This window comes from Variovorax sp. PCZ-1 (assembly GCF_018413605.1).
In the GTDB taxonomy this organism is placed as follows: Bacteria; Pseudomonadota; Gammaproteobacteria; order Burkholderiales; family Burkholderiaceae_C; genus JANMDU01.
Map to the genome: position 1 here is coordinate 959,992 of NZ_JAHCDN010000001.1, position 24,020 is coordinate 984,011.

Annotated in this window: 22 protein-coding genes; 5 read left to right on the plus strand and 17 right to left on the minus strand. The window is 56.4% G+C overall.

Annotated features, from left to right (window positions below):
- Nucleotides 1-87 precede the first annotated feature (87 nt).
- Both grpE and KIH26_RS04740 read right to left on the minus strand, forming a co-directional pair.
- The gene (gene grpE / locus KIH26_RS04735; RefSeq protein ID WP_213442963.1) at nucleotides 88-723 is read right to left on the minus strand and encodes a nucleotide exchange factor GrpE; all 636 of its coding nucleotides are present in this window, start codon (nucleotides 721-723) and stop codon (nucleotides 88-90) included.
- A 238-nt stretch (nucleotides 724-961) separates the two neighbouring features.
- Nucleotides 962-1,270, minus strand: a complete 309-nt coding sequence (locus tag KIH26_RS04740; RefSeq protein WP_213442964.1) for a winged helix-turn-helix transcriptional regulator — start codon at nucleotides 1,268-1,270, stop codon at nucleotides 962-964.
- Nucleotides 1,271-1,493: 223 nt separating this feature from the next.
- Between KIH26_RS04740 and KIH26_RS04745 the strand changes: the two genes are divergently transcribed.
- Complete coding sequence (locus KIH26_RS04745) at nucleotides 1,494-1,871, plus strand: translation initiation factor Sui1 (protein ID WP_213442966.1); 378 nt, start codon at nucleotides 1,494-1,496, stop codon at nucleotides 1,869-1,871.
- Between the two features lie 37 nt (nucleotides 1,872-1,908).
- Here the strand turns inward: KIH26_RS04745 and KIH26_RS04750 are convergent, their stop codons facing one another.
- The 5 genes from KIH26_RS04750 to KIH26_RS04770 form a co-directional block, all read right to left on the minus strand.
- Entirely contained in the window at nucleotides 1,909-3,669 is a 1,761-nt protein-coding gene (locus KIH26_RS04750; RefSeq protein WP_213442968.1) for a tannase/feruloyl esterase family alpha/beta hydrolase, read from the minus strand.
- Nucleotides 3,670-3,723: 54 nt separating this feature from the next.
- Complete coding sequence (locus KIH26_RS04755) at nucleotides 3,724-4,143, minus strand: acyl-CoA thioesterase (RefSeq protein WP_213442970.1); 420 nt, start codon at nucleotides 4,141-4,143, stop codon at nucleotides 3,724-3,726.
- 115 nt (nucleotides 4,144-4,258) lie between these two features.
- Entirely contained in the window at nucleotides 4,259-5,242 is a 984-nt protein-coding gene (locus KIH26_RS04760; RefSeq protein ID WP_213442972.1) for a tripartite tricarboxylate transporter substrate-binding protein, read from the minus strand.
- Between the two features lie 26 nt (nucleotides 5,243-5,268).
- Nucleotides 5,269-7,116, minus strand: coding sequence for a feruloyl-CoA synthase (locus KIH26_RS04765; protein WP_213442974.1), 1,848 nt, complete (start codon nucleotides 7,114-7,116; stop codon nucleotides 5,269-5,271).
- 7 nt (nucleotides 7,117-7,123) lie between these two features.
- Complete coding sequence (locus KIH26_RS04770; protein ID WP_249660955.1) at nucleotides 7,124-7,912, minus strand: crotonase/enoyl-CoA hydratase family protein; 789 nt, start codon at nucleotides 7,910-7,912, stop codon at nucleotides 7,124-7,126.
- Nucleotides 7,913-8,013: 101 nt separating this feature from the next.
- On the opposite strand from KIH26_RS04770, the gene KIH26_RS04775 reads away from it, so the two are divergent.
- Both KIH26_RS04775 and KIH26_RS04780 read left to right on the plus strand, forming a co-directional pair.
- A complete protein-coding gene (locus KIH26_RS04775) occupies nucleotides 8,014-8,445 on the plus strand; it encodes a MarR family winged helix-turn-helix transcriptional regulator (protein WP_213442976.1) in 432 nt (143 codons plus the stop codon).
- A gap of 35 nt (nucleotides 8,446-8,480) precedes the next feature.
- Nucleotides 8,481-9,344, plus strand: coding sequence for an amidohydrolase family protein (locus tag KIH26_RS04780; RefSeq protein ID WP_213442978.1), 864 nt, complete (start codon nucleotides 8,481-8,483; stop codon nucleotides 9,342-9,344).
- A 395-nt stretch (nucleotides 9,345-9,739) separates the two neighbouring features.
- Here the strand turns inward: KIH26_RS04780 and KIH26_RS04785 are convergent, their stop codons facing one another.
- From KIH26_RS04785 to KIH26_RS04810, 6 genes are all read right to left on the minus strand, one after another.
- On the minus strand, nucleotides 9,740-11,065 hold the full coding sequence (locus KIH26_RS04785; protein ID WP_213442980.1) for a TRAP transporter large permease: 1,326 nt from the start codon (nucleotides 11,063-11,065) through the stop codon (nucleotides 9,740-9,742).
- The gene (locus tag KIH26_RS04790; RefSeq protein ID WP_213442982.1) at nucleotides 11,062-11,562 is read right to left on the minus strand and encodes a TRAP transporter small permease; all 501 of its coding nucleotides are present in this window, start codon (nucleotides 11,560-11,562) and stop codon (nucleotides 11,062-11,064) included. The genes KIH26_RS04785 and KIH26_RS04790 overlap by 4 nt, the downstream gene beginning before the upstream one ends.
- Nucleotides 11,563-11,621: 59 nt before the next feature.
- Nucleotides 11,622-12,671: a TRAP transporter substrate-binding protein gene (locus KIH26_RS04795; protein WP_213442984.1), complete on the minus strand. Its 1,050-nt coding sequence runs from the start codon at nucleotides 12,669-12,671 to the stop codon at nucleotides 11,622-11,624.
- Nucleotides 12,672-12,731: 60 nt separating this feature from the next.
- Nucleotides 12,732-13,733: a PDR/VanB family oxidoreductase gene (locus KIH26_RS04800; RefSeq protein ID WP_213442986.1), complete on the minus strand. Its 1,002-nt coding sequence runs from the start codon at nucleotides 13,731-13,733 to the stop codon at nucleotides 12,732-12,734.
- A complete protein-coding gene (locus KIH26_RS04805) occupies nucleotides 13,730-14,506 on the minus strand; it encodes a GntR family transcriptional regulator (RefSeq protein WP_213442987.1) in 777 nt (258 codons plus the stop codon). Before KIH26_RS04805 ends, KIH26_RS04800 begins: the two co-directional genes overlap by 4 nt.
- A gap of 73 nt (nucleotides 14,507-14,579) precedes the next feature.
- Nucleotides 14,580-15,689, minus strand: a complete 1,110-nt coding sequence (locus KIH26_RS04810) for an aromatic ring-hydroxylating dioxygenase subunit alpha (RefSeq protein ID WP_213442989.1) — start codon at nucleotides 15,687-15,689, stop codon at nucleotides 14,580-14,582.
- 138 nt (nucleotides 15,690-15,827) lie between these two features.
- Between KIH26_RS04810 and KIH26_RS04815 the strand changes: the two genes are divergently transcribed.
- Entirely contained in the window at nucleotides 15,828-16,943 is a 1,116-nt protein-coding gene (locus tag KIH26_RS04815) for a 5-methyltetrahydropteroyltriglutamate--homocysteine S-methyltransferase (RefSeq protein ID WP_213442991.1), read from the plus strand.
- A 58-nt stretch (nucleotides 16,944-17,001) separates the two neighbouring features.
- Here the strand turns inward: KIH26_RS04815 and KIH26_RS04820 are convergent, their stop codons facing one another.
- The 4 genes from KIH26_RS04820 to hemA form a co-directional block, all read right to left on the minus strand.
- The gene (locus tag KIH26_RS04820; RefSeq protein WP_213442993.1) at nucleotides 17,002-19,155 is read right to left on the minus strand and encodes a xanthine dehydrogenase family protein molybdopterin-binding subunit; all 2,154 of its coding nucleotides are present in this window, start codon (nucleotides 19,153-19,155) and stop codon (nucleotides 17,002-17,004) included.
- Between the two features lie 13 nt (nucleotides 19,156-19,168).
- Nucleotides 19,169-19,630, minus strand: coding sequence for a (2Fe-2S)-binding protein (locus tag KIH26_RS04825; protein WP_213442995.1), 462 nt, complete (start codon nucleotides 19,628-19,630; stop codon nucleotides 19,169-19,171).
- 140 nt (nucleotides 19,631-19,770) lie between these two features.
- On the minus strand, nucleotides 19,771-20,874 hold the full coding sequence (gene prfA / locus KIH26_RS04830; protein ID WP_213442997.1) for a peptide chain release factor 1: 1,104 nt from the start codon (nucleotides 20,872-20,874) through the stop codon (nucleotides 19,771-19,773).
- 150 nt (nucleotides 20,875-21,024) lie between these two features.
- Nucleotides 21,025-22,329, minus strand: a complete 1,305-nt coding sequence (gene hemA, locus KIH26_RS04835) for a glutamyl-tRNA reductase (protein WP_213442999.1) — start codon at nucleotides 22,327-22,329, stop codon at nucleotides 21,025-21,027.
- A gap of 300 nt (nucleotides 22,330-22,629) precedes the next feature.
- Here hemA and pmbA point away from each other — a divergent pair, with 300 nt between their 5' ends.
- Nucleotides 22,630-24,018 carry a metalloprotease PmbA gene (gene pmbA / locus KIH26_RS04840; RefSeq protein WP_213443000.1) on the plus strand — a complete coding sequence of 463 codons (1,389 nt, stop codon included), beginning with the start codon at nucleotides 22,630-22,632 and terminating at the stop codon, nucleotides 24,016-24,018.
- Nucleotides 24,019-24,020 lie beyond the last annotated feature (2 nt).

A 24,020-nucleotide genomic window follows, 5' to 3' on the forward strand; every position in this document is an offset into this window, starting at 1 on the left:
AAGTCGCAGAAAACGAAGCAATCCAGACTCTTTTTTGCGCTTTTTGCGCTGTTCTGTGTCGTTTGCGTTCTCTTGGTTGATTTGTGATCAACCCTTAGCTGCAGCCACAGTGACCAGCGCAGGTCGCAAGGTGCGCTCAGCAATCGTGTAGCCTTTTTGCAAAACGGCAACAATCGTGTTGGCTTCCTGCTCAGAGCCTTCGGGCGCGGGCACGACGCTGATCGCTTGGTGCTTGGCGGGATCGAGTTTTTCGCCTTGCGCGGGATTGATTTCCAGCACTTTGTTGCGCTCCAAAGCTGATTTCAGCTGGCGCAACGTAGCCTCAGCGCCTTCGCGCAATTGCTCGTTGGTAGCATTTTGGATGGCCAAGCCGGCCGTCAAGCTGTCCATCACCGGCAGCAAACCTTCTGCAAAGCTCTCCACCGCGTATTTGCGGGCTTTGGAAACATCTTCCTCAGCGCGGCGGCGCATGTTTTGCACTTCGGCTGCGGCGCGCAGGTTTTGATCGTGCAGATCGGTGGCTTTGGCTTTGAGGGTGGCCAATTCGGCCAAGGCAACGGTCAGCGCATCGGCGCTATCAGCCTCATTCGCTGCCAAAGCGGCTTCGATTTCTTCAGGAGAAGCGTCAGCAGGTGTGCCGGGTGGAGCGACAGGAGCGCTGGAGGTAGGGGCTTCAGAAGGCTTAACTTCTTGATTTTCCTCAGGTTTTTTCTGTTCAGACATGATGTAGAGAGGCAAAAATACGAACCAAGCCAACAAATGGAGATGCTGGGCTTTTTTTCAAGAGTTTGCGGCACAGAATATGCGCAAAACAGATTGCTATCAAATAAAGAGCATGTCGCGCAGATTCTAAGCCGGCGGGAGCCGTTTTTCGGTAAAAAAAGGCAAAAAACAGCCCGAAGCTTGAAGCTTCGGGCTGAAAGATACTACGGATCTATCGGATCAATCAACCGAGGAGAAATTACTTTTTCTTGGCTTTAGCGCTGGTCCATTTGGTGGCAAATGCGCCCAAATCGCTCATGCGCTTCAAGAGATCGGTGCCGCCGCTGGTGAGGCTGTAGCCAGAATCGCCGTGGCCGACCAAGGAGGCCGCGCGCAATTCTTTCAATCGAGTGTTCAAAGTGTTGGGGGTGATGCCGCCCACACTGTCTTGCAGCAAGCGGAAGGTTTGCGGGTGGCCGTCTTTCAAAGCCCAGAGCACGCGCATGGCGTAACGGGATTCCAACAGGTCAAACAGGGCGTTAACAGCAACATTGTCTTTGGCGCTCATGAAAGGTGACTCCTAGCGATTTTTGATGAAGTGATGTCAGAGGTTTTGTCTCGAACTGATTGAAATATAACGCTTTTTTAGAAAAATGCTACAACTTCCGTAGCTAGCTATGCTTTTTGATATCGGGAAAACCCTAATTTGTAGCAAAATTGCTGCACTTTTGAGAGCAGAGCTGGCTTGTCAGCTGGGTGTACTGAGCGGATTGAGTGTGAAAATCCAGCTCATGAACCGTCAAATTGCCAGCAGCTTGGTCTATTCCAGCGAAACGGGGCGTATCTGCCCTGAATGTCGCCAGCCCGTGGCGCAATGCCAGTGCGCTGCGAACAAAAAAGCCTTGGCTGTGGCGAACAATGCATCTGCCGACGGCTTCGTTCGCGTGCAGCGCGAGACCAAAGGGCGAGGAGGCAAGAGCGTGACTATGGTGCGTGGGCTGGCCTTGGATGCCGTGGCGCTGGCGGCTTTAGGCAAGCAGCTCAAAGCGGCTTGCGGATCGGGTGGAACGGTCAAGGATGGGGTGATCGAGGTGCAAGGCGATCATGTGGAGAAGCGGACGGCGGCGCTGCAGAAGCTGGGGCATAAAGTGAAGCGTGTGGGCGGTTAAGCCCGACACGCTTGGATTGCCTCTTCGAGCTCAGTCTTTATTTGCAGCTAAATGACGCTGCGTCTTCTATGTTGCCGCTGCCGTTGTACATCGCTTTGCTTGGGAATGGGCAGAGGGGGCGGGTGCGGTTGGCTGACCAATCTTTGGGGAGTTCGGCGTTCGCACCTGCCGCATTGCCTGTGCCGCGTGCTGTGGCGATGATTTGCTGGGGGGCTACGCCGCGTTCTACCCAATTCACCAAGGGCGTGAGTGGATCGAATTGATCCACAGTGGGGCCGCCTGCGCCGCAATGCGCCATGCCGGGGACGGGGTAGTAGCGGGCGAATTCTGCGGCTTTGCCGTTTTGCGAATCGTTGACGCGGTTGATCCATGCGGCGGTGTCGTCGTGCGAGAAGATGGCATCGCTGACACCGTGGTAGGCCAAGATTTTTGCGCCGCGCTGGCGCAGGGGGATCAAATTTTCGGGGCTGAATTTGCCGGGGGGCGTGATTTGGGTGTTGGCAGATTCTGGGAATGCGGCGTTGGTGGCGTAGATGGCGGCGTAGGCTTCGTCCACGTTCAACGCGAAGGGGTTGGGGATGCTGCGCGGGGGTGTCATGAAGATGTAGCCGGCGGCGGGGTCGAGGATTTGGGAGTTGACGAATTTCCATTGCGCCCAGTTGGCGGCGGAGATGCCGGCGTCCCATGGGAAGCTGGAATAGAGCACGCTGCCGCCTCGGGTTTTGCCGCCGGTGTGGACGGCGGTGAGCTGAGTTTTTTGCTCGGCGCTGAGGCATGAACCGTTGCGTGCTCCAGAGCCTGATGCACAAGTCGCCACATCGCGGTTTAAGTCAAACGCTTTTTGGCAAGCTGCGGTGTCTTGCACGAGGCCGTCTTTCGCGCCATCGAGTGCGTCGCATTTGCCGAGGATGGCGGTGGCGACTGTTTGGCGCTCCGCAGGCGATAGTGCGGTGTTGAGGTTGGCAATTGTGGCGCTGGGGTTGAACGGGTGCGTCATGCTTGCGCCGGGCGTTGCGAGCGCTTGCCAGCCGGGCAGTGCCCACATTTGTGCGACGGCGGCATTGGGCAGGCGATAGCCGGGAGCGCCGATGAGGAAGCCGTCGTAATCGTTTTGATAGCGTGAGGCGGCAATCATCGCGTGCCGCCCGCCATTGGAGCAGCCGCCGATGTAGGAGCGATCTGGGGCTTTGCCGTAAGCGGCAGCAATGAGTTGCTTGGCCATGGGCGTGAGCTTGCCCACGGCTAGGTAGCCGTAATCGGCGCGGGCTTGCGGGTCTTCACCGAAGCGGGGGTTTTGGCGGCCTGTGTGGCCGGCGTCTGAGCTGATGACTGCGAAGCCTTGCGCGAGCGCGCCTGTGAGCGGGCCGCCGCCGTGTGCACCCAAGGCGAGTTGCACCACGCCATCGATGCCGCCATTGGCTTGGTAGTAAAAGCGGCCATTCCAATCTTTGGGCAGGCGCATTTCAAATTGAATAGCGAAGTCTTGATCGTTCACACCTTTTCGCTCATGCATCTTGCCTTTGACAAGGCAATGCTCGGGGGCGTTGTAGGCGGTGGTTTGTGCGCCAGCGCCGAGTTTGCCAGCTGCAATGTTCTCTGCGGATTCGAGGCGGGTTTTGTCGAATTTGAAGCTGGCTGGCAGCTGCGCGCAGGCAGAGAGTGTGGCGGGCTTGGCTTCGGAGAGCTTGGCCATGCCTAGACCGTCACTGCCCGGCGATGTACTACATGCTACTAAAGTGATAGCTGCTAGCGCAGATAATACGCCGGCAAAGTGCTGATTTGGCTTTAAATTTCTCATCAATTATCTCCTCGTTGTTGTATCTATCTTTGAGATGATCAGCCCAACGCGCCGTCAAGTGCAGCGTTGTTTGAACCAATCTGGAATCTCAATGGCTTTAAAGCGATCTGGGTCATCAGGGTGCTTGATACACAAAGCGCGGCGCTCTGTGCCATTGCAGATCAGGGTATCGCCACGCTTGATGATGTGGCGCTGCAAAATCGTTTTGCGCCCCCATTCTTCGATGCTGGTATGAATCTGCAATCTCTCGCCATAGGTGGCGCTGACTGAAAACTTGGTGTGGATCTCAAGCAGCGGCGTGCCGATGATGCCTTCGGTTTTCACCAATTCGCGCCAGGGGGGAATACCGCATTGCACAAAAAAATTCAGCGACGAGGCATCCATCCATTTACTGAAATTCGCAAAGAAGACAATGCCCGCCGGATCGCAATCCGAGAACATGACTTCGACTTCGTAAATAACAGTTTTGCTCATGGGGCTTGGGTTGCTCGTTAAAAATAGAACGCAAAATTCGCAGAAAAAGAAAATGGAAAAATCTTTTTGCGAATTTTGCGTTCTTCGGCGTCTTTTGCGTTCGATCGGTTGGCAATTAAGAATCCGCCCGGAAGCCCAAAGCTTTCACCAGCTTGCCAGCAAACTCGCTATCCGCCTTCAGGCGGCTTGCAAACTGATCGATGGTGACGGGATCAACGTGCGCGGCAAGCGGTGCCATGGCGGCCACCACATCCGGTTGAATCAGCGATGCGCGCAGGAAGGTGGAGGCACGCTCTCGCACGGCTTGCGATGCTGTCGCAGGCAAGAAGAAGCCAAACCATTCACGAATGACGAGCTCATCAAAGCCTTGCTCTTTGTAGGTGGGCACGTTATCCACAAAGGGTGAGCGCGTTGCGCCCGATGTGGCCAAGATGCGCACACGGCCTGTTTTGGCATGCTGCACCCAATCGCCCAAGGGAGAGGACATGGCTGCGAGCTGACCGCCGAGCACCTGGGGCACGCCAGGGCCAGAACCGGGGAAGGGCACATTGGTGGATTGAATATCCGCCAGTGTGGCAAAGCGGCCAGCGAGCAAATGCGGCATCGAGCCCGCGCCAGGGTTGCCCACATTGACCTTGCCTGGATTGGCTTTGGCCCAAGCCACGTATTGCTTGAGATTGGTCACCTCAGCTGGCACAGCCGAGCCAACAACGAAAGCGTGATCCGTGGCGTGGCCAATGGAGATGGGCGCAACATCCGCTTGCGAATAGGCCAGCTTGGAGTAGGAGTGTGGATACACGGTGAGCATGGAAGCAGGCGTATAGAGCATCACCGTGCCATCGCCGGGCGAGGCTTTGAGCGTGTTCACACCAAGCTGCCCACCCGCGCCGGGGCGGTTTTCGATGATCACATTGTTGGCATAAATGCCGCGCAGCTTCTCGCCTACTCGGCGCGCGAAGGCATCCGTTGTGCCACCTGGTGGGAAGCCAACGATGATTTTGAGGGTGTCCATCTTCTGCGCGAAGGTGGGTAAGCTGCCTAGGCCGAGTGTGGCCGCGGCGGCAGTGCTTTTGAGGATGGCTTGGCGACGGGTTTGCATGGATGTCTCCTGTGGTGTGAAAAAGATCAAGGCTTCAACTGCATGGGCGCAGCATCGGCATACAGGGCTTCTACCAGGGCTGCGCGATGGTTGAGCACGGCGCGCTGATTGATCGAGCCTTTGTCGGTGATTTCGCCTTTGTCGATGTTCGGTGGATCGGTGAGCACGACGGCGCGGGCGATTCGGCTGGCAGAACCAGTGGCTGTTGCTGCTTGGCTCGTGAGCATCTTTTGCATGGCCTCTTGCAGTTTGGGATGTGTTGCGACTTCAGAGTAGCTCGCTTCAGTTGGTAAGCCCAGTGTTTTTTTCGCGGGAATGAGCGCAGGGATGATCAGCGCGCCAACCTCACGCATGTTCAGGCCAGTGATGACCACATCTTGAATGAAGGGCGCCCCAGCAGCAATCAGCTTGGCGCGCAGCGGGCCCACGCTCACGAAGGTGCCGGTGGAGAGTTTGAAATCTTCCGCCACGCGGCCATCGAATTTCAGGCCGAGATGGAAATTGCTTTCATCAATCCATTTCACAGCATCACCGGTGGAGAGGAAGCCTTCCTCGTCAAACGCTTCTTTGCTTGCTTCCGGATTTTTCCAGTAGCCGGGTGTGATGTTGGGGCCGCGATAGCGCACTTCTACTTTGTCGCCATGCTTGACGAGTTTGAGTTCAAGCCCTGCGGCAGGCAAACCAAGATCGCCCGCCTTGACATTCACATTGGTGACGAACAGGCCAAAGGGCGCGGATTCCGTCATGCCCAAGCCTGATGTCATCGGGATGCGATAGCCCAGCTCTTTTTCTTCGGATTCATAAAGCGAATCCCAAATCGGCTGAGCCAGCGCTGCGCCTGCGTAAAAAAACATGCGGCAGCGCGAGAGCAGATTTTTTCGCAGCGCGGCATTCGTCTTCATCTCGGTGGCGAGCATCTCAAAGCTGATCGGCACATCGTAATAAATCGTGGGCGCGATCTCGGTGAGATTGCGGATCGTCTCGCCAATAAGCTGTGGCGTGGGTTTGCCATCGTTGATGTAGAAGGTGCCGCCATGAAACAGCACGAGATAAAAATCATGGTTGCCGCCGAAGGTGTGATTCCACGGCGGCCAATCCACCAACACGGGCGGAATGTCAAAAATCGAAGGCATCGATTGATAAATCTGCTGCTGATTCGCGCAGATCATGCGCTGCGTGTTGATCACCGCCTTGGGCAGCTTGGTGGAGCCGCTGGTGAAGAGAAATTTGACAATCGTGTCGCCATTGGTGGCTTGCATGGCAGCGTGGACGGCGGGTGTGACTTTTGTGGCAATTAATGAATCAAAAGCAATGGTTGCCGGCATAGAATCTGCGCGGAGTGCTATTGAATTTGTAGCAATTGGGATGTCTTTGGAGACCGTCGCTTCAATCGCCTTGCCATACTTGGCGTAGTCGCTCGCGTACACGAGGCCAGGTGTGATGGTCTCCAGCACGTGGCGCAGCTTGCCGTAGTCTTGGCTCATCAGGCTATAGGCGGTGGAGACCGAGCAAAACGGAATACCCACTGTCATCGCGCCGAGCATGAGCAGGGCGTGTTCCAGGCTGTTTTCGCTGAGGATCGCGAGGGGTTTATCGACGCTCAGACCGTGATTAAGCAGGGCTTGGCCGATGGCTTGCGACTTTGCCCAAGCTTCGGCGTATGTGATGTGAACCCATTCACCTTGAGCATTTCTGCGTGCCATCCAAGTCTGATCAGGGCGCTCTTTTGCCCAGTGAATGAGGCGATCCGTCATCCGCTCAGGATAGGCTTGCAGCGCTTGCTCAGCGCGCAAATACACGCAGCCATCGCGCTCTTCCTTCACGGCGCGCGTGATGCCGAATTCAAATTCGCGAAACTTGGGTGCGGCGCTCATATTCAACTCAGCTTGCCTTCACCTTCGGGCCACGACCATCCAAAAACTCTTGCACCCGAGCTTGCGCCTCTGGAGCCGTTTCCACTACGGATGCCATGAGTGATTCCATCAATAGCCCGTGATCTGCCGGAATTTCGGTGATGCGTGGCAGCGCTTGAATCAAAGCGTAATTCGTCATCGGTGCATTCGTCGCAATGCGCTGAGCCAGTTCCATGGCTTTCGCCACAGCGCCGCCTGCTGGCACGAGATACTGCGCAAAGCCAACGGGCACAGCTTCTGCGGCTTTGTACACTCGACCTGTGAGCATCATGTCGAGCATGCGATGCGTTCCAATCAACTTAGGCGCGCGCACCGAGCCACCGCCGCCCACGAAGATACCGCGAGCACCTTCGGGGAAGGCGAAAAAAGCCGTTTCATCTGCCACGCGAATATGGCAAGTCGCCGCCAGCTCCATGCCGCCGCCCACGCATGCGCCGTGAATCGCCGCAACGATGGGTCGTGTGCCTTTTTCCATTTGGTCAAACACCCGATGCCATTGGCGCGAATGGTGCAAGCCTTCCACGCTCGTGCGCCCTTTGATCTCGCTCAAATCCAAGCCTGCGCAAAAATGATCGCCTTGCCCAGAGATGACGACAGCTCGGCAGCTCTCTGGCAAAGCCGCAAAGGCTGCTTCAATCGCAAGGATCACGCTATCGGAAATCGCATTGCGCTTATGCGGGCGCTCAATGCGGATGTGCGCGACTGCGCCTTCGTGAGTGGTGGAAATTTCAGACATGGTTTCAGGTGATCGATTCATTCGTTAATTTAATGAAATACAAAGGATATCGAATCAGTGATAACCCTTTAAAATACCATTGCATGCTTGACTAACAGTTAGTTAAACTAAATAATAAGCTGATGAGTCTTTCCCAGATCATGGGCTACCAAATCACTCGCGCTAACCTTGTGGCGCTGGAGTTTTTCGCGCGCGACGTGGAGAAAGAATTTGATCTGCGTCCGGTGGAATACACCATTCTGCAGCTCGTGCGCGAGGGCTTGTGCACCACACCGAGCCAGCTCGCCAAGGAGTTGGCTATCACGCCGCCAAGCATGTCTGTGTGGCTGGATAAGCTCTCAGCGCGCAAGCTGCTCTCGCGCAGCAAAAGTGTGTCTGACGGTCGCGCCAGCCAAGTGCAGCTCACAGCCAGTGGCACGCGTCTGATCACCCAAGCGCATGAAGCCTTGCTCAAAAGCGAGCAGCGTATGCTTTCAGTGCTGAGCGCAGGGGAGCGGGTGATGCTGCATGAAATACTGCAAAAATTAAGCAAAATAGAGCATTCGCCGGCATAAAATCTGCGCAGAGTGCTATTAAATCAGGAGCATTGATGAAGACGCAAGACTTGGTAGCAATTGACATACACACCCATTTGGAAGTGTCATGCCGTAACCCGTTTGACAACTATGGCGAAGAATACGACCGCGCGGCAGACAAGTATTTCAAAAATGCCAAACGCCCGACGATGCAGGAGACGATTGATTACTACCGTGAGCGAAAAATCGGTTTCGTGAATTTCACTGTGGATGCAGAGAGCAATCTTGGCCGTACGCGAATTACCAATGAAGAAATCGCCGATGCTGCAGCTGCGAATTCAGACATCATGATTGCCTTCGGCTCGATTGATCCGCACAAAGGCAAGATGGGCGCTAGAGAAGCGCGTCGCTTGGTCGAGAGCCACGGCGTGCGCGGCTTCAAGTTTCATCCCACCGTGCAAGGCTTCGAGCCAGCCGACAAAATGGCTTGGCCAATTTACGAGGTGATTGCGGAGCACAAGCTGCCAGCCATCTTTCACAGTGGTCACAGCGGTATTGGCTCAGGTATGCGTTGTGGCGGTGGTCTGCGTTTGCAAAACAGCAATCCGATGTTGCTGGAGGATGTGGCGATTGCTTTCCCTGATATTCAAATCGTGATCGCTCACCCGAGCTGGCCTTGGCAAGACGAAGCGATTTCGCTGGCGATGCACAAGCCGAATATTTGGATCGACCTCTCAGGCTGGAGCCCTAAATACTTTCCACCTCAGCTCGTGCAATACGCTAACACCTTGCTCAAAGACCGCATCTTGTTTGGCAGCGACTATCCACTCATCACGCCGGATAAGTGGATGAAGGATTTTCAGGAGGCTGGTTTTAAGGAGGCTGTGATGCCGGGGATTTTGAAAGATAACGCGATGCGGTTGCTTGGGTTGTCTTAGCCAGTCGTCTTGACTCTTGGTTTGCTGGCTGGATCGCACTACCTGCACGCTTTGCTCCGTGTCCCCCGGTGGCGTTTAGTCTTAGTTTTTCTCCGGTAGATTGGTTTCGCCACCTCCTCCTATACCTACGCAAAACGCGCAGGTAGCGCGATCTTGCGAACGAAGTAGCGTTCATCGAAAGAAAGAAATCAAAGCGAGCACTAGTTGGCTTGTTGTCCGCCTTCGCTCGTTCGCAGCCATCAGCGTGGTGCATCCACCGCAGTGAGGTAAAGGAGGAGGCGGCGAAACCAGCTGGCCGAAGGAGAGCAGTGTTTATCGCCGCCGGGGGACACGAACGGAGGTGGGTGCGACGCGCTGATGGCGAGTTCAGTACAAAACGTCGAACATAGAGTAGCCTATTTAAACAAAACAGTAACTAGCCACAAACTGATCGCAGGAAACAGCAGCAGCAAGATCACACGAATCGCGTCCCATGCGAGGAAGGGGAACACACCTTTGTAAGTCTCGCCCATGGGCACTTCCTTGGCCATGTTGTTGACGACATACACATTCATGCCCACGGGTGGTGCAACCATGCCGATGCTCACGGTGGTGAGCACGAGAATGGCAAACCACAAAGCTTTGGCTTCGCGCTCCAAGCCCCACAGATCGAGCCCCATCACGGCGGGGAAGATCACAGGCAGCGTGAGCAGCAACATGGAGAGCTCATCCATCACGCAGCCGAGCAGCACATAGAGCAGCAAAATCGCCAGCACGATACTGAGATCAGGAATGGGCAAACTCGACACCCAATCGGCCACCATCTTGGGCATTTCGGTGAGTGCGAGTGTGGAGTTCATCATGTCTGCGCCAAGGAAGATCATGAACACCATCGCTGTGGTCTCTGCCGTGCCGATTAAGGAATTTTGAATGCCTTTGAGGTTCAGCTCACGTTTGGCGAGACCCACCACGAAGGTCATGAATGCACCAATCGCAGCGCCTTCGGTGGGCGAGAAGATGCCGCCGTAAATTCCGCCGAAGACGACGATGAACACAAAGGCAATCGGCCAAATCGAGATGATGGCTGTGCCGCGCTGAGCCCAACTCGCGGGCTCGCTGGGCGTGGCCAGATCAGGCCGCGCGCGGCAATACAGCGCGATCACGATGATGTAGCCCAGCATGGCGATAATGCCGGGGATCATCGCAGCTGCGAAGAGTTTGGCAATGTTTTGCTCGGTCAAGATCGCGTAGACGACCAGAGGGACGGAAGGGGGAATCAAGATACCCAGCGTGCCGCCCGTTGCGAGTGTGGCTGTGGATAAACGTCCGTGATAGCCATGCGCCTTCATCTCAGGGTAAGCCACTTGCGTGATTGTGGCGCAGGTGGCCACTGATGAGCCGCAGACTGCGCCGAACGCGCCTGCGCTCAAAATCGCCGCCATCGCTAAGCCGCCACGTACATGGCCCACGAACGAAGCCGCTGCGCGAAACAAATCGCGCGACAAGCCACCCTGCGTGGCGAATTGCCCCATCAGCAAGAAGAGGGGAATCACGCTCAGCTCATACACCGTGAGCCGCGCCACGGCATTGGCTTTGAGCAAATTGAGTAGCGTGCTCCATTCGGTCATGGCCCAGTATCCCAGCACACCGGGGATGAACATGGCAGCTGCAATCGGGATGCGCAGTGCCATCAAGAGCAGCATGCCGCTGAACATCAACAAACCAATTTGTACGGCACTCATGAGGACTCTCCTTGTAAAGCAGAGAGATCATTCCCCTTAAAGAGCAGTGCGGCTTGCGCAAACGCGACCACACCAGCAATCGCCAAACCGGGCGCGAGCGCCGCATAAGCCCACCACATCGGCAAGCTGATGATCATGCTGGTTTCGCCCGCTTCGCGCACCGCGAGCGCGCCTGCGCCTGTGCGCCAAGCCAGTAGGAAATACATCGCAACCAGCAGCAAGCAGCCCAAACCATCGAGCAGGGAGCGCTTGCGCCCAGAAATTTTTTGAGTGAAAAAATCCACAATGATGTTCGCTCCACGCCATTGACACCAAGGCAGACAGAGCGAAATCGCCAAAGCAATCCCCATTTGCGTGATTTCGATATCGCCATTGATGGGGCTGTTGAAGATGGCGCGGCTGGCGACGCTGACGGTGGTCATCAGGCTGATCGCGAGCGCAACGAAAGCCCCAGCCAAGCCCATGACGTGGCTGATGTTTTTGAGAAAGGAAAGCATCGTGGAATGTAGAAAACAGTGTCTCTGACGCGCTGCGCCAGAGACACGCCGTCAGCTGCTTATTTCTTCTTCAAAGTCGCGTTGTACTTCTTGGTCAAGTCTTTCGCGTCTTGCAGCATTTGCTTGCCGGGCAGGCCGCGCTTGTCCATGTCGGCAACCCAATCGTCTTGCAGGCTGGCAGATGCTGCGATCCAGCGATCGGTTTCTTGCGCAGACACTTGGATGAAGGTGTTGCCACGATCGCGTGCAGATTTTTGACCCACGGCAGTGGCCTCGTCCCAGTAGCGACCAATGGTCTGAGAGAGCTCGGGGCCGCTGTTCTTGTCGATGATGGCTTTCAGATCAGCAGGCAGGCTGTCGTATTTGGCTTGGTTCATGCCGAAGATGAAGCCGGCGGTGAAGATGGCGGGGCGGCTGCGATCCATCTCAGTGTGAAAGCTGGAGACTTCTTGCAGCTTGAACGACGGGATGATTTCCCATGCGGTCAAGAAACCATCAATCGTGCCCTTGCTCATGGCATCAGCCACGGCAGGAATCGGCATGCCCACTGGAGTGGCGCCGAGCTTGGCGAGCAAGCGAGACGACTGGCGGCTGGCCGCGCGAACCTTCAAACCTTTGAAATCTTCCAGCGTGCGAATGCGCTTGTAAGACGTGCTCAGGAAACCTGGGTCATGCACCCAAGTGGCGATCATCTTGGTGTTTTGAAATTCTTTGGTGGCGTATTTGCCGTAGTAGTCCCAGGCAGCGCGTGAGGCGGATTCTGCATTGAACGTCATGAAGGGCAGCTCGAAAGCTTCCATCACGGGGAAGCGGCCAGCGGTGTAGCCGGGCAGGGTGATCACGAGATCGTCCACACCGTCTTTCATGCGGTCAAACATTTGCGCAGGTGTGCCGCCGCCAGAAACTGCGGGCAGCACTTGGCAGCGCATGCGGTTGTTCGATTCTTTGGCGATCTTGTCGCACCAAGGCTGCACCACGCGGGTGTGGCCCTGCGCCACGGTGGGCCACATGTGATGGAACTTGAGCACCACATCTTGTGCAGCAGCGGAAAAGCTGCAAGCGGCCAGCGCGGTGGCGGCTGCTAAATGTTGAAAACGAAAGCGTGTCATGGTTGTTGTCTCCTAGGGGTTGAAATGATGCGATGGTTCAATGTTAGTTGGCAATTCGGGTTAGCGAGTGCTTGATGTTGCGATAGCAGCTATCGCATCTGAGCGATAGGCGCTGTCGAGGGTGATGCGTCCACGCACGCGCGAGACGCAGACGCAGATGTGTGTGTTGCTGTGTTTTTCATGCTCGCTGAAGAAAACATCGCGGTGTTCGATACTGCCGTCCAGCGCCAGCACCCTCACTGCGCACAGGCCGCATTCTCCTTTTCGGCATCCGTACATGGCCGAGACGCCTTGCAACTCAAGCGCATCTAGCAAACTCATTTCGGGCGATACTTCAAACGAAAGATCGTGTCGCGGCAAATTGACTTCGAAGGCGTGTTCTGCGCCAGCGCTGCCAAATGTTTCGAAGCGCAGTAGGGAAGGCGCACGATCTTGCTTGCCCCATGCCTCGCGCACCGAAGCGAGCATGCCTGCTGGGCCACAAACATAGGCTTGGGCGCCTGTGGGGAGTGCGGCGATCGCTGGTGAAAAATCAATAGCACTGCCTACGACCGTGTGCAAACGATCACCTAACAATCGCTTGAGATCATCATGAAAGGCCAGCTCTTGCGCATCTCTCGCGCCATAGATCATCTGAAAATTGGCGTAACGCAGCTTGAGTTGGCGTGCCATGCTGAGCAAAGGCGTGATGCCGATGCCTCCGGCAATCAGCAAATAAGCAGGTGCTTTCAAATCCAAATGGAAATGATTCAGTGGCGCGCTGATCGAGAGTGCATCACCTTCTTGCAAACGCCACATGGCTTGTGAGCCACCGCGCCCCGGTTCAGCGCGCTTGACTGCGATGCTCAGCATGCCGGGTTCATCGCAGGGAAGCAAAGAATAATGTCGTGTCTGCAATTGGCCTTGCACGGGGATTTGCACTTGGATATGCGCGCCGGGTTGCCAGCTGTAGGCTGCGGGCGGAACATCAGCGGCCAAGCGTAGGCTGAATTCTCGAACCGTGGGGGTGATGTCGCGCAAATGCGCCACCTGTGCACTCATGCCAAGCGATGCGATCTTCATGGGCTGCGTTTCCGAATCAGCTGCACGCCGGGCATGTTCGATGGCGTTGCGCCGCGCACGGCATCTCGCAAATTGCGCTGCGCTAAGCGCGAGTGCTCGCGCATGACGGCCTCCGCGCGCGCGCCTTCGCGCTGCTCAATGGCTTGCAATACTTGCCAATGCTGATCCTGCGCCACGATCAGCATGTCGCGTGCTTTGGGCGAAGTGGCTTGCAGCACGACGAAGGCTGAGGGCGAAGCAAAGGGCATGCTGGCGGCGCGTTCCATCTCACGCGAGAGCAGCTCACTGCCAGAGAGCTCGCCCAGCAGAGTGTGAAAACGCTGGTTGTGTTGTACGTAGGCAGAAAAATCTTCTTCAGAGAGCGCGTTTCTTTGCAGCAAACCATCAATCTGCTGCAGCACTTCTCGCGCTTCAGCTAACACCACTGGCGCTACGCCACGCTCTGCAGCTAGGCGCGCAGAAAGGCCTTCCACCATGCCGCGCAACTCAATCGCTTCAGCCACCTCGCGCTCGCTGAATGTGCGTACCGCAAAGCCGCCATGCGGCAAGGCTTGCAAGAGACCTTCTTGCTCCAAGCGCACCAGTGCCGCGCGAATCGGTGTGCGCGATACGCCCAGCCGCTCCACCAAGCTCAACTCTGCAATGCGTGCACCTGCGCCGAGCTCGCCCGAGAGGATCATCTCGCGCAGCTGTAACTGTGCGCGTACCTGTGCGTTGTCGCTGGCTGCGTCGCCGTCTTGGGTTTTGCTGCGCAAAGCTGTGATTGTGCTCATGTTTTATGAATAAAAACCATATCTCGCCGGCGTAGAATCTGCGCAGAATGCTCACTATTTGATAGCAAATTCATCATGCTGCCAAGCGAATGGGAATAATGGGTGAAGGGGGTTGCTCGCGCGCAATCAAACCGTCAATCAAGCGCCGGGCCCACATGGAGCCAGCGTCGATGTTGAGGTTGTAAAACGTGTGATCTGGGTGTTCATCAATCGCTTTTTGCTGAGCTTCGAGCACATGCTCGTCTTCCCGGAAGATGCCGGCCACGCCTTCACGCAGCTGATGCGTGAGGCGCTGTTCGCCAATCAAATAGTTGCGCGCAAACGCCCAGAAGTAGTGGCATGAGCCATCCGTTTCAGGTGTGATGGTGTTGAGCACCATGCCATTGACGCCTTGGCTGCGATCACTCTGCCGCGCATCACCTTGATTACCACCTGGAGGGACTGCGCCTGTGCCTGTCGCCGCGACGCCTACATCAATCGACACGGTGCAGGGTGCTTCAAAGCGGATGATCTGCCAGCGATCTACCGCGCCTTCGTAGCCGCGCGCTTGTTTGATTTGGCCTGCCCAGAAGGGCGGGCCTTCAATGTTTTCCATCCAGCGCGTCACGGTTGCAGTGCGATCGCCATGCGTGGCTACAAAGGGCGCTTCTGCAACAGCGCGGTTGCCTATTGAAGAGCCATGCACGAAAGTCTCATGCGTTAAGTCCATCAGGTTGTCGATCACTAAGCGATAGTCGCAAGCGACGCGGATCACCTTGCCGTCGCCTGCCCATTGCGCATCTTGATTCCAATGCAAATCAGGCACGAGGCTTTCATCCGCCAACGCGGGATCGCCGGGCCAGATCCATACGAAGCGATGCTTCTCCACAACTGGGAAGCTGCGCACGCAGGCTGCTGGATTGATGGTCTCTTGGCTGGGCATGTGCGTGCATTGGCCACTGCCGTTGAATACCAGCCCGTGATAGCCGCACACGACTTCATCGCCCTCCAAGCGCCCCATCGAAAGCGGCAGCAGCCGATGCCAGCAAGCATCTTCCAGCGCTGCTACTTGGCCAGTGCTCTGGCGATACATCACGATTTTTTGATTGCAAATCGTTCGCGCAAACAGAGCATGGCTGACTTCCACATCGTAGGCGGCGGCATACCAAGCATTGAGCGGAAATGTAGATTTCACAGACTTCATGCATACGCATTGTATGCAATGAAGCCAATAAATCAATAAAATTGCCTGTTATTTAAGCTAATTCAGGTATTTGTGTATTCAATAGCTAACTTGATTCATGGTTTAAGATGGCTTAACAAATAACCCTTGGAGACAAAAATGAGCAGTGCACCACATCTTCCCGCCCGCTTTGACCATGTGGGCAGCTTCTTGCGCCCGCAATACCTTTTGGAAGCCCGCGATCAAAAAGCCAAGGGCCAAATCACGCCGGAGCAACTGCGCGTGGTGGAAGACAAAGCCATCACCGAGATCGTGAAATTTCAAGAGAGTGTGGGTCTCAAGAGCATCACCGATGGTGAGTTTCGCCGCACATATTTTCACCTCGATTTCTTGGAGCAGCTCGGTGGCGTGAAAGTTGGCGAAGCAGCTTTGCAAATTGGCGCAGATGGCAAAGAGCATCTCGTGCCGCCTGCGATTCATGTGGTGGGTAAGGTCACACATGCCAAACAAATCCAGCTGGCGGATTTTCAATACCTCAAAACCCAAGTCGCCGCGGGCAACACACCTAAGGTGACGATTCCATCGCCAACGATGCTTCACTTCCGTGGCGGCCGCGCTGGCATTGATCGCAAAGCCTATCCAGAGCTTGATCCCGAGTTTTATGACGATGTGGCTCGCGCTTACGGTGATGAGCTCAAATCGCTCAGCGCCGCGGGCTGCAACTATGTGCAAATGGACGACACCAATCTCGCTTACCTCTGTGATCCCAAAATGCGCGAAGCCGCACGCTCACGTGGCGATGATCCCAACGAGCTGCCGCGCCGCTATGCCAGCTTCATCAACAAAGTCGTTGCGCACAAGCCAGATGGCATGACGCTGGCCATGCACCTGTGCCGTGGCAATTTCAAGAGCACCTTTGCGGCCAGTGGAGACTATGAGCCCGTGGCCGAAGCCTTGCTCTCCGAGATGAATATCGATGCCTATTTCTTGGAATACGACGACGACCGCTCCGGAGATTTCCGCCCCTTGCGCTTCTTGAAGAAAAACAAGACCGTGGTGCTCGGTTTGGTCACCACCAAGGTCGGCCAAATGGAATCCAAAGACGATCTGAAGCGCCGTATCGACGAAGCGGCGAAATACGCACCGATGGAGCAACTCGCTTTGTCGCCCCAGTGCGGTTTTTCATCGACCGTACATGGCAACAGCATCGCTGTGGAAGATCAGCGCAACAAACTGCGCTTGGTGATTGAGACGGCGCAGGAGATGTGGAAGTAAATTGATTTGAGCCAAAAAAAGAGCCGCATCTGCGGCTCTTTTTTTATGGAGAAAGGCTTTAAGCCACTCGCTCTGGGAAAGGCAAGCTGCGCAAGCGCTTGCCGCCATTCAGTCGTGCAATCGCATTGGCCAGCGCTGGAGCCATTGGGGGCAGGCCGACTTCGCCGATGCCGCCAGGATGGTTATCCGTGGGCATGACCTTCACATTGACCACGGGCACTTGGTTCGCACGCAGCAAGTTGTAGGCACCCAAGTTCTTCTGCTGCGGCTCGCCTGCTTTGTAGGTCAGCTTCTCGCCCAAAGCGGCAGACAGGCCATAGATGGCGCTGCCTTCGATCTGGGTTTGAATATTCTTTGGGCTGAGAGGATGGCCGCAATCCACCGCCGCCCAGATGTTGTGCACCACAGGGCGGCCTTGGTTGAGGGAGACTTCCACGACCATCGCGCAGAAAGTGCCCCAAGCGTCGGAGAAGGCGAGGCCTAGCGCTCTGCCTGAAGCGCGACCGCGACTCCAATTCGACATGCTGCCTACTTCGCGCAACACCGCTTGCGCGCGCGGCGATTTGTGGCACAACTCGATGCGCATTTGCAGTGGGTCTTGATTGGTGGCAACTGCCACTTCATCGACCAGGGTCTCGATGCCGAATTTCACATAACCCGCGCCCACGCCGCGCCAGAAGCTGCAAGCGATGCCGCGGTCTTCGACCATCTGCTGCACCTGATGGCCAGCAATGTCATACACACCATCGGCGAATTCCATCACTGGAGAATCTTTGTTGCCACTGGCGCGGAAGGCCGCTGGCAAGAGACGCGCATAGATTTGCTCGGCGACCACACGATGCTGCAAGCCCACGATCTTGCCTTGCGCATTCACGGCAGCAATCAAATGCTGTGCGGTAGCTGGGCGCGGCTTGGCGCGGGTGAAATCGTCTTCACGCGTCCAGATCATTTGCACAGGTACGCCGGGTACGGCTTTGGCAATCAAAGCTGCATCAATCGCATACTCAGCTTCCACACGGCGGCCATAGCCACCGCCGAGCAATTGAATGTTGACCTTGATGTTTTCCGGCTTGAAGCCGCCTGCAGCTGCCACGCCGCCCACGACGAAGCCCACGGTTTGCGAAGGTGTCCAGATCTCGATCTTGTCGCCATCGACCTTGGCCGTGGTATTCATCGGCTCCATGGTGAATTGGTTCACATGCTCTGTGGTGTAAGTCGCCTTGAATGTGCGTGCAGCGCCAGCAATTTCTTTGGCAGCATCGCCATGGGCATGGAAGCTCACGCCGGCATCGGCCAAGTTTTCTGCGCGCGTCACATACTCTTTGATCGCAGCATCAGAATCGTATTTGCGGCCACGCGCCGTATTGGTCCATTCGACCTTCAGTAGATCACGCGCTTTGCGGGCGGTGTGGAAAGAGTCGGCCACGACGGCAACGCCCGTAGGAATCGTCACCACGGCTTTCACGCCGGGCACGGCTTTGGCTGCTGCGTCATCGACCTTCTCCGCTTTCTCGCCTTGCACGGGGGCTGAGAGAAGGCTGGCGTAATGCAAGCCGGGTATGCGCACATCAATGCCATAGACGGCTGTGCCATTGGTTTTGGCAGCGAGATCCACGCGGGGAATATCTTTGCCAATCAGCTTGAACTGCGCCATGGGTTTGAGCATGGTTTTATCCACCTTGGGCAGCTCGGCAGGCATCGTGGCAGTCTTGGCCAAATCGCCATAGCTGACGCGGCGGTTGCTCGCCGCATGAATCACCATGCTGTTTTCAGCGCGCAGCTCGGCCACAGGCACATTCCATTGTGCAGCGGCAGCGCCCAGCATCACCAGCTTGCCTTGCAGGCCCGCTAAGCTCAGCGGCTCGTAATAGCCGGTCACGGTACGTGAAGCGCCGGTAGTCAAGCCGCCGCCAAAGCGTGGGTTACCAAACAGGCGGGGATTCGGTGGCGCGTGTTGCACGCGTACCTTGCTCCAATCGAGCTCCATATGATCTGCCACCACGGCAGGCAGGGAGGTCATCGTGCCTTGCCCCATTTCCGAGCCTGCTGAGTAAATCGTGGCGGTGTTGTCGGGAGCAATAACCACCCATGCGATGGGTGTGAACGGCGCAGATTGCGCTTGCGCAAAATCCATCGTGCCGAAAGTGATGCCCAAGGCACCTGCGCCCGAGCCAACAATGAAGGAGCGGCGTGAAATTTGAAGGGAGTTCATGGTGTGCTTCCCTTCACGCCAAAGTTTTCTGAGCGCGCACCACAGCGGCGGCGATCTGGTTATACGTGCCGCAGCGGCAGACATTACCTGCCATACGCTCTAGCGCTTGCTCACGGGTGAGTGGCGCGCGAGCATCTGTAATCACCGCAGCGGCGGCCATCATCTGGCCGGATTGGCAGTAACCGCATTGCGGGGCGGATTCTGCGATCCAAGCATCTTGCAAAGCTTTGCCTTCGCGCGTTTGCACCAAGCCTTCGATGGTCGTGACTTGCGCTCCAGCGGCTGCCGAGAGCGGCATCACGCAAGAGCGAGTGGGTGCGCCGTTCAGATGCACGGTGCATGCACCGCATTGCGCGACACCGCAGGCGAATTTGGTACCGGTGATGCCCATTTCTTCGCGGATCACCCAAAGCAGGGGCGTATCGGGCGTGGCCTTGGCGCTCACCGCCTTGCCGTTGAGAGTGAAATTAACCATGCTTGTCTCCGTAGGTTCTATTGATGCACTTCTTGATCTTGCGCGAAACGCCGCAAGACTGCATGCATGCTAGCAATACCTCAGCGTTGCTGCGCGGTTTTTATCGGGATAGCAGGTATACCAGCTTGAAATAAGCTGGCTTAAGACGTGCCCAGCTCGAGCTCTTTGAGTTGCTCTTCCTCACGCGCATGCAAGAGGGCTTGCACGGTTTCGCCCAAATCGCCTTCCATGATGAAGAGCAGTTTGTAGAGCGTCAGGTTGATGCGGTGATCCGTCATCCGGCCTTGGGGGAAGTTGTAGGTGCGGATGCGGTCGCTGCGGTCGCCACTGCCGATCAGGCCTTTGCGTGTGGCCGCCTCTTTGGCAGCGCGCTCGCTGCGCTCTTTTTCTTGTAAACGCGCTTGAAGCACTTGCAGGGCTTTGGCTTTGTTGCTGTGCTGGCTGCGACCATCTTGGCATTCGGCCACCAAGCCGGTGGGCAAGTGCACCACGCGTACGGCAGAGTCGGTTTTGTTGATGTGCTGGCCGCCTGCGCCTGATGCTCTGAACGTATCAATGCGCAGATCTGCGGGGTTGAGCGTAATGGCTTGATGCTCGTCGGGCTCAGGCATCACCGCGACTGTGCAAGCGCTGGTGTGGATGCGCCCTTGCGTCTCGGTGGTGGGCACGCGTTGCACACGATGGCCGCCGGATTCAAAGCGCAATTTGCCATACACACCAATACCTAGTTCATCGGTGCTGCCTTCCATACGCAGCACGACTTCTTTGTAGCCGCCCACTTCTGAAGGTGACTCGCTCATGATCTCCACACGCCAGCCTTGTGAGGCTGCGAAGCGGGTGTACATGCGGCAGAGATCGCCAGCAAAAAGGGCAGATTCATCGCCCCCTGTGCCTGCACGGATTTCGACGAAGGCGGCGCGCGCATCATCTGGATCACGTGGAATCAAAAGACGCTGCAGTTCGTCTTCTAGTTTGATGAGCTCTGCTTCGCCGGAAGCAATTTCCTCGCGAGCCATTTCGGCCATATCGGCATCAGAAAGCATGTCTTGCGCAGCAGCGATATCGCTTTCAACCTGCTGGTAGCGCGCATAGCGACCGGCCGTCGGCGTGACTTGGCGGTGCTCCTGCGACAGCGCTTGATAGGCCTTCATATCCGCCATGATGTCTGGCTGAGCGAGCAGGCTTTCCAGATCGAGCAAACGCTCTTGGATGGTTTCTAGTTTGGATCGGAGAAAGGGTTTCATGAAACTGAATGAGCTGTTTAACGCAAAAATCGCAAAAAGAATACCGAAAAGCGCGAAAAAATCCTGATGTGGTTTTGCGTTTTTCGCGTACTTTTAGCGCTTTTCGCGATACCTAGAAGGTCAGCTGGCCGTACAACGCAAAGCGCGAAGCTAACGCTCGCCTGGCTCTTGCGGTTTGAGATACAAACGCTGAACTGCTTCCTGCGCAGCGGCGCGCTGGGATGGCTCAGAAGCTCCCAGACCAAGATAAGCAGGATGCAGGAACTTTTGCGCTACGCCTTTGGACAAGGCTTCGAGCACAGCATCAATGTCTTCGCCTTTGGCAAGCAGCTTTTTGGCGCGTGAGATCTCTGCGGCGCGCCAAGCATCGCTTTGCGCGTTGAGCTGCTGGATCAGATTCGTGGTGCCTTCGCTTCGCTGCTGCATCCAGCGCAGAAAATCCTGCACACCGGCATCCACAATCACCTCAGCTTGCGCCACGGCCGCTTGGCGGGTGGCTTGCGCGGTCTGCACCACGCCTGCCAGATCGTCCACCGTGTAGAGATACACATCATCCAGCGCCTTGACTTCGGGCTCAATATCGCGCGGCACAGCCAGATCAACCATGAAGATCGGGCGACGCTTGCGCGCTTTGATGGCGCGCTCGACTGCGCCGAGGCCGATGATAGGCAAGGTGCTGGCGGTGCAGCTGATGACAGCATCAAACTCATGCAAGCGAGAAGGCAGCTCACCTAAATGCATGGTGTGCAGGGCGGTGTTGCTCGTGGCGGCGGCTGGTGCGAGCCGATCAATCAGTGCTTGACCGCGCTCCATCGTGCGGTTGGCAATCACGATCTGGCGCGGATTCTTCGCTGCGAAATGCGTGGCTGCCAGCTCGATCATCTCGCCTGCGCCCACGAACAAGATGCGGATTTTTGACAGGTCTTCAAAAAGCTGGCTGCTCAAGCGAACAGCGGCTGCAGCCATGCTGATGCTTTGCGTGCCGATATCCGTGCTTGAGCGCACTTCTTTGGCCACTGCAAAGCTGCGCTGGAACATTTGATGCAAGGTGCTGCCCAGCGCGCCAGCATGTTCAGCGGCGTTCACAGCATCTTTGAGTTGTCCCAAGATTTGCGTTTCGCCCAGGACCATGGAATCCAAACCCGCTGCCACGCGGAAGGCATGTCGTGCGGCAGAGGAGCCCTCCAAAGTGTAGGTATGGCTTTGCAGCGATTGGCTGCTCACGCCGCCACTGCTGGCAAGCCACTGCAGCACCTGGGCCGTCTGCGCGCTGTCGCCCGAGCCATAAATTTCAGTGCGGTTGCAAGTGGAGACGAGAGTGAGCTCCGGCTCGGCGTGCAAGCTGCTGCGAAGCGAGGAAAGCGCAGGCGTGATTTGATCGAGCGCAAAGGCAAAGCGACCGCGCAAATCCAGCGGCGCGGTGGTGTGGTTGATGCCTAGAGCCCATACAGTCATATTGGGAATGCTAAACGCATCCTCGCTCGCGCATCACGCCCACTTTCGGGCGATCTGCGGCGTTGAAAAGCCTCGCTGTAGCACCGCTACAGCTGTGTTTTTCGCCTAGCAGCTCATCCCGAAATCGGGCATGCTGCATCGAGCAGGTTGCATTTAACATCCCCGTATTATAGATTTATAGGCTTTTTATGCACTTCGCCGGCGTAGATACTGCGCGAGATGCTATCTATTTTGTAGTATTTTTTCAGCCTGGGTGGATGCCATCGAGCTCATGAAACGCGCACCCGCTATGATCATGCCATGACTGCTCAATCTACATCCACTCAGCCTTTAGAAGGCTTTTCCTACTCGCGTGCAAGCTTTGAAAACTTGGTCGATAGTGCTCTCGCGCATGCCAAAAAAATCGGCGCGACAGATGCTGCTGCTGAAGCTTCTGAGGGTAGCGGCCTTTCCGTTTCGGCGCGCTTGGGCAAGTTGGAAAATGTGGAGTGCAATCGCGATAAATCTCTCGGGGTCACGGTCTATGTCGGCAAGCGCCGCGGCAATGCCAGCACCTCCGATTTCTCCGAAACGGCGATCCAGCAAACCGTGCAAGCGGCCTACGATATTGCGCGTTTTACTGCGGAAGATCCGGTGGCTGGTTTGCCAGATTTGCAAGATGTGGCCACCAGCTACCCTGATCTTGATCTGTTTCACCCCTGGGTGCTGAGCAGCGAAGCCGCTCTGGAGCTGGCGCTGCGCTGTGAAGATGCAGCGCTCACAACCGACAAGCGCATCACCAACAGCGAAGGCGCTGGCGTATCTGCTCAGCAAAGCCACTTCTTCGCGGCGCATTTACGCGGCGGGCAGATGGGCTTTCGCGGTGGCTATGCCTCCAGCCGCCATTCCATGAGTGTGGCGCCCATTGCTGGCAAGGGCGATGGTATGCAGCGAGATTACTGGTACAGCTCCGAGCGCAATGCCTGCGATATGGCCAGCCCAGATGCGGTGGGGCGCTATGCTGCCGAGCGCGCCCTCTCGCGCCTGAAGGCGCGCAAGATCGCCACCACGCAATGCCCGGTGCTCTTTGAATCGCCTTTGGCGGCTGGCTTGTTGGGTGGCTTCGTGCAAGCGGTCAGTGGTGGCGCGCTGTATCGCAAAAGCTCCTTCTTGCTCGATTCCATGGGCCAGCAAGTTTTCCCCAAACATATCGACATCATGGAAGATCCCCATGTGATGGGTGGCAAGGCCAGTGCGCCCTTTGATGAAGAAGGCGTGAAAACGCATGCTCGCAAGGTGGTGGATGCTGGCAAGGTGGGCGGTTATTTCCTCTCCACTTACTCTGCTCGCAAGCTCGGTATGCGCACCACAGGCAATGCGGGTGGCTCACACAACCTCACGCTGACATCGCGACAAACCCAAAGCGGCGATGATCTGGATGCCATGCTGCAAAAACTCGATACAGGTCTCTTCGTGATCGAGCTGATGGGGCAGGGCGTGAACTACGTCACTGGCGATTACTCGCGGGGGGCAACCGGCTTTTGGGTCGAAAAGGGCCGCATCGCCTACCCCGTGCAAGAGATCACGATTGCTGGCAACCTCAAAGAGATGTTCAAAGGTATCGAAGCCATTGGCTCGGATGCCTACACTTTTGGCGGCAAACGCACCGGTTCGGTTTTGATCAACCGCATGAAGGTCGCTGGTAGTTAGCA